The sequence below is a fragment of the Nostoc sp. UHCC 0251 genome, assembly GCF_034932245.1.
GTDB lineage: Bacteria > Cyanobacteriota > Cyanobacteriia > Cyanobacteriales > Nostocaceae > Nostoc.
In genome coordinates, this window is sequence record NZ_JAYGHD010000181.1 from 1 (window position 1) to 6,064 (window position 6,064).

At 39.6% G+C, this 6,064-nt stretch carries 5 protein-coding genes; all 5 read right to left on the reverse strand.

Annotated elements, in window-relative coordinates; all coding sequences use genetic code 11:
• Positions 1-14: 14 nt before the first annotated feature.
• The 5 genes from hpsP to VB740_RS16735 all read right to left on the reverse strand — a co-directional run bounded on the left by hpsP (position 15) and on the right by VB740_RS16735 (position 5,962).
• Positions 15-1,211, reverse strand: coding sequence for a hormogonium polysaccharide biosynthesis glycosyltransferase HpsP (gene hpsP / locus VB740_RS16715; RefSeq protein WP_323201091.1), 1,197 nt, complete (start codon positions 1,209-1,211; stop codon positions 15-17).
• Positions 1,212-1,246: 35 nt separating this feature from the next.
• Positions 1,247-2,422 carry a hormogonium polysaccharide biosynthesis glycosyltransferase HpsO gene (gene hpsO, locus VB740_RS16720; protein ID WP_323201087.1) on the reverse strand — a complete coding sequence of 392 codons (1,176 nt, stop codon included), beginning with the start codon at positions 2,420-2,422 and terminating at the stop codon, positions 1,247-1,249.
• A gap of 69 nt (positions 2,423-2,491) precedes the next feature.
• Positions 2,492-3,472, reverse strand: coding sequence for a hormogonium polysaccharide biosynthesis glycosyltransferase HpsN (gene hpsN, locus VB740_RS16725; RefSeq protein WP_323201088.1), 981 nt, complete (start codon positions 3,470-3,472; stop codon positions 2,492-2,494).
• Between the two features lie 36 nt (positions 3,473-3,508).
• Entirely contained in the window at positions 3,509-5,155 is a 1,647-nt protein-coding gene (hpsL, locus tag VB740_RS16730) for a hormogonium polysaccharide biosynthesis protein HpsL (protein ID WP_323201089.1), read from the reverse strand.
• 66 nt (positions 5,156-5,221) lie between these two features.
• On the reverse strand, positions 5,222-5,962 hold the full coding sequence (locus VB740_RS16735) for a glycosyltransferase family 2 protein (RefSeq protein WP_323201090.1): 741 nt from the start codon (positions 5,960-5,962) through the stop codon (positions 5,222-5,224).
• Positions 5,963-6,064 lie beyond the last annotated feature (102 nt).

The window sequence follows — 6,064 nt, forward strand, 5'->3', positions numbered from 1 at the left end:
AAATCGGTTGCGATTTAATCGTTAATCCCACAGCACAAGAAGTTTCTTAGAAGAATTTTTTGGTAGGCTTGGATTGTTTGCCTTGCGATCGCATCCCAGCTAAAATTTTCCAAGGCATATTTTTGGGCGTTTAATCCGCGTCGTTGGCATTCTGCGGGATTTTCCAAAGCTTCTTGCAGTAACTCTACCAGTGCTTGAATATCTGTTGCGCCTACCCAACCCGACTCACTATCACGTATCTGTTGACAAATATGCACTTGATCAGAAATGACTACAGGTACACCTGCAACCATCGCTTCAGCTACAGCAATCCCAAAATTTTCGTAGTAGGAAGGCAAGACAAATAAATCAGCAGCTTGTAGTAAACTAACTTTGAGTTCACCAGTAACAAAGCCTGTAATTGTAGTGTGCGATCGCAGCGGTGAATTTTGAATTTGGGATATTATCTTTTTTTCGTAATCTGGATCTTGGGGATTTGTTCCAGCTAAGACAAAATGAAACTTATAACCAACCGCTAACAGCTTCTCTAGCGCCGGAATCAACAAATTTAACCCCTTTTTCGGGTCAATTCGTGACATAAACAGCACTAAAGGCACATCTTTTGGTATTTCTAACTGACTACATGCATTTTTAAGAGGGGATTGGGGGGGAATAACACCCAAAGGAATTACCAAATCTGGCGTAGATACGCCAAATCTTTCTGATATTTTAGCTTCTTGAGCGCTGGTAAAATGAATAGCTGCCGCACCAGCTAAATTTTGACGTTCTATAATTGCAACATAAAGCTTTTTTAATTGTTTTTTCTTCCGTAAATCAGCTGGATCGAGAGTACCTAAAGGACGGAAAATATAAGGTAGCTTTTGCTGACGGCACACAATAGCAGCAGCGCTACTTATGGGAGAGAATAGAGCATGAATATGCGCTATGTCAAACTCATGAGCATGACGTTTTAGCCAGTTTAATAAATCTAGGGAAAATTTGTAGCGACGAAATGGGGCGCAACGAAAGTAAATTATTTCATAGCCATCTTGTTTAATTGGGTGATTTAAGGGAATATCCAGAGGTGTTTGACCATTATCACCATTACTATCAGTTGTGAGAATTGTAACTTCTACTCCCTCTTTTACTAATGCTGGAGATAATCCTAGTACCATTTGACTAGGCCCGCCGTAAATAAGAGAAATTGAGGGAACAATTTGTAATATTTTCATTTTTTTGTCATTAGTCATTTGTCTTTAGTCATTTGTTATTCACTAATGACTAACTCTTGATAAAACTCTAATTGCTGTTTAGCTAAAGCTTTATTTGTATATTTAATCATCGCTTTTTGATACCCATTTTCACCCAGAGTATGAGCAAAATCTGGCTTATCCATTAATTGAACTAAGCAATTAGCAAGGGCTTGAACATCACCTTCGGGAAATATTAAACCCGCATCACCAATTACATAGGGAATTTCACCAGAATCAGAACCAATAACAGGCACTTGGCAAGCCATTGCCTCAATTAAAACGTGACCAAATTGCTCTTTCCAGCCAACAGAAGTTAAGGTTTTAAACTTGTAAGTAGTTTCTGAAGGCAGTACCAAAGTACTCATTAAATTGATATAGTTTGTAACCTCGTCGTGGGGAACGCTTTCTACCAAAATTAAACGTTCTTGAATATCATTGTCTGCTGATATTTTAATTAATTCGTTTTGTAACTCTCCCCGTCCCAGTAGCAGTAATTTCCAAGGTTTATTTTTCAATGTAATTAAGGCTTGTAAAAGCGTTAATAAACCTTTCTCTTGCACAAATCGTCCAACGAAACCTACTACAAAATCTTCTTTCTTAATGCCCAATTTATCTGCTAACTCTGGTTGGGGTTTGGGAGTAAATAAACTTTCATCTACACCCAGTTGCGGCATGACTTTAATTGCCCCTTTATATCCCCTTTGTCGCAAAACTTCTGCTCCATCTTGATTGCCAGAAATGATGCCGTGGCTGTGATTGAGGTTATACTTTTCTAATAAAGCAATTGGTAGTTTCAGTTCATAGGGAAGATTCCACCAAGTAAAAAATACATTTTTTGCCTTGAGTCTTAATAGTTTATTTAAGGCAATCATTTGAGTATAAGCCAAGGCTCTAGACCCTTGTTCCACTTGGATGATTTGGGGACGGAATTGTTTTAGCAAAGAGATCAAATCAGCACCAAAGGTAAGGAGTCCCTGATGATTTTGGCTGAAATTAGAAACTGGAACTATTCTAAATCTGCCTTCATCACGGTATTCAGTTTCAATAATTCTGTTTTGCACGCCGCCTGGTTTCCAGCGCTTTGGTACTACAACTGTCACTTCAATATCGGGTTCTAGTTGAGATAAAGCGCGTAATTTTTCACAGTTGAGGTCTACGATATAAGTGTGACTAGCAACTAAGATTTTCATTTATCCTTTTTTATTCACTAATGACCAATACTTCGACTACGCTCAGTACAAGTGACAAATGACCAATACCTAAACTGGTTTATCCAATCGACTGTAAATTTGTCCATCGTTCCATAGTGATTGGATGACAGTACCCAAAGCTTTGAAAAAACCCAAAATGTAGAAAATAGCGCGAGTGGCAACTTTGATGGGGGAACCGCTTTTGTGACAAGGTGGGCGTCCTAGAACGTGACAGTCAAATAAACGGGCGTATAAGCGTAAAGCTTGAGTTGCAGTCAGGTTTTTCAGCCCCAGCAAGAAATGGTTGTGGTAAAAGGTGAGTTGATATTTTAGCGATCGCATACTAATATCATGACAACCCCCTGTTTCTTCGCCTAAATGCACCAAATGGGCTTCTGGGTCGTACCAAATCTTATATCCCGTCTGTCGCACCCGCAAACAAAAATCTGACTCTTCGCGCACTGCACTACCGCGAAACCTCTCATCAAACCTCAATCCATATTGAGTAAAAATTTCGCGGCGAAATGACATATTGCAACCCCTCGCTGTCAGCACTTGCTGGGGTTTTATGGTATGTACTAAATCAATATGATACCAAGCAATTCCTGGGTCCATAGCTTGGGGAGGCAGATATTCAATCTCTAAATCACCTCCAGAATCGCCCAATTTCATTCTGTCAAATACTCGTCCGGCGACAGCCCCCACTTCTGGATTTCGCAAATAATTTTTCGCATGGGCTGCTAACAATCCAGGGGTTAGCTGAACATCATCATCAATAAATAATATTATTTCACCAGAAGACCGGCGCACAGCATAATTCCGTGCCCCTGGCAAGCTTGCCCAATCTAAACGCAACCATTTAATTTTACCTGCCCCCGCCATCTCTTCTAGGTAGGCTTGAATTTCTGGTTGGTGTTTTGGGGTTTGGTCTACCACTAAAACTTCAAAATTTGGATAGTCCTGTTTTAGAACATCGACAATGCTATCCCGTAGCGCTTCCTCTCGACCATAAGTCGGGATAACTACAGTAATTAATGGCCAATTATTCATAATTTTTATTAAATAATTTTACTTATTTTCTTTGATTTAAATTGTTTTTAGACGTTTTTTCTTGTTTTTTTGCTGAGGGTTGGCATCTTCTATATCTTGTTTCTCCAGTTCTGGCAATTTAAAAAGAACTCCCGCAAAAAACCAATAATAGACAGCAACGGGATCAACATCCAGAGGATAGTAGTAGGTGTTGTAGCTAATAAACAATATAAACACCCACAAAGCTGCTCCGTAACTACGGAAATTACGGTTCTTTATGGAGCGATAGGTTTTAAAACCAATAATTGTTAAACTTGTTACCAAACCCAAAAAAGCTAGCATTCCAATAATTCCAACTTCATAAAGTACTTTGGGGTAGTAGGTTTCCACCAGCTTAGTTTTACCCATTGTACGGGCAGAGTTAGTTGCTCGACCTAGGCCACTTCCCAAGGGCCCATCTACGTTGTCCCAATTCTCTTCAAATTGCTGGACGATAAACTCTTGAGGTGGTGAAGCCTCCCATCGACCTGTAAAACTCTCAGTTCTTTGTTGCACGACATCAGGGTTAGTCACCATTGCTATTCCTAGAACTAGGGCAAGTCCTATCCCGATGGGGATAAATCGTTTAAGGTTGCCAAGTTGACCAGTGAGCAATAGCAAGATTCCGAAGCAGATTGGTACTAAAGCTAAGGCGATTCTCTGTCCAGAGATTACAGCATTGATAAAGACTGCCACTAAAGAACCTAAACTAACCAGCCGCCATATTAAAGAGGGGTCGGTGAAGCCGGCAGCAAAGGTAAAAAAGGTACTGGAAATTAAGAACCATGCCCACTGCCAAGGAGCTACAAATGTCCCTGGTAGGCGAATAACCCCTTCTTCGGGACTATATAAGAGCGCTCCACCAAAATAACACCGGGCTTCTAGTGATGTGACAAATAGGGCATTTCCTTCAAGACCTCTAGTGCCTTGACATACACCAGTTAGTAGTAACAGGTATTGAATAAATCCCAGCACACAGCAAACCAATATGAGGACAATCTGGAGGCGCGATAAAAATAGAAAATCCCGCTTATCACGAATTAAATAGTAAGCACAACCAAGCAGAGGGACATACCCTAAAAACACTTTCAGTCCCAGAATGCCCATTGCTAAGGGTATTTCTTTCTCTACTTTTTCCAATAGTCCCACACTAGGCGGGTTAAACTGCTGGCCACCATTGATAAACAACAGCGTTAGCAGACTGCAACCCAAGACAATATAAAGTGGGATTTTAATGCCTTGGGGAATAATTAGGGGTAGCCCCTGCTTACGACAAGTTTGCCAAAGTCCAATTAGGGCTGGAACATAAAAGGCATCTTTAGCTAATTGGAGTATGGGACTATTGCCCAAGTAGTAGGTGATAGTACCCCCAATAGGTACGTAAATGATGAAGGCATATAGCGCTTGGCGCGGGTATTTGTAGGAAAGGGATATGACGAATATCCCTAAGACGCCAGGGACTGCCACTTTAATTCCACCTACGAAAAAAAGTAGAATGCCAACTAAGACACTGCTAAAGATGGCGGTGGTGAGTAAGCTAATGAGTTCTTTACGTGCTTGGGCTGTTTTGCGCTTTTGGGCTAACTGTTCTTTGAGGCTAAGAGTAGGAGCTTCTTTTTCAGCCTGTTTTGTTGATTTTTTATTTTTTGACTTGAATTTCGGCATAGTGGCGCTGTAGCCTATCAGCCTTAAAAAACAATCTATAGCTTACATATAAATGGATTAGAATGGCTAGAGCGTGTACAAGCCAAATTCATCCTTAACCGATTGAGTTAGGGATTTTCGATCGAAAATATTGAAGTTTAACTTCATTGAACCATAAAAAAGATTTTCTCCTGTTTCTACGATGTAAACGGCTCCAGGGAATGGTAATGGTTCAATAGGTTTAGCTTTGCTTTCTAATACGCCTTTGACTTTACCGTGGTCTATATAATATTTGTAGTATCCATAACCCCGATTATATTCTGCATTTTCTGGTAAGAAATTTAAATCATATCGGATAATATTAGATGTGCCGCACATCGAATAGAAATTTTTTCTTTTAATATATATATATTTACTACCTTCTTTATATTTATAACCTTTATTGATAAACCATCCATTAGAGTTAGGATATTGCTTAATAAATTCGGCTAAGTTTTTACTAATGCAATCATCTGCATCAACTGCCATAGTGTGAGTTGGAGAAAATTTCTGAGCATACATTAATCCCTTCAATATTTTTCGCCCTTTATCTGTGTCTCCTCTAGCTATAGGGTCTGTCTCGTTGGGAGAAGGAAAGTCAACTGTAATGTACGTAATCTGGGGATGATTAAATTCTATTGTTGGCTGTTCATGGCAAACGACAATAGCGTGAAAATCAGGAGAGGTTTGATTGCAAATTGATTTGATGCATCTTTCAAATGATTGGGTGACACGCTCCCAAGAATTGGAAACTTGCGAACTTTTAAGTGGGATAACAAAAACAAGCATATTATTACCTTATAAAAGATAACTCAAGATAAAACACACAGACCTCTCAATACTGCTCGGTTAAGGATTTTTAACTTGGAATTGGGTTTGGGGAAAAGGTTA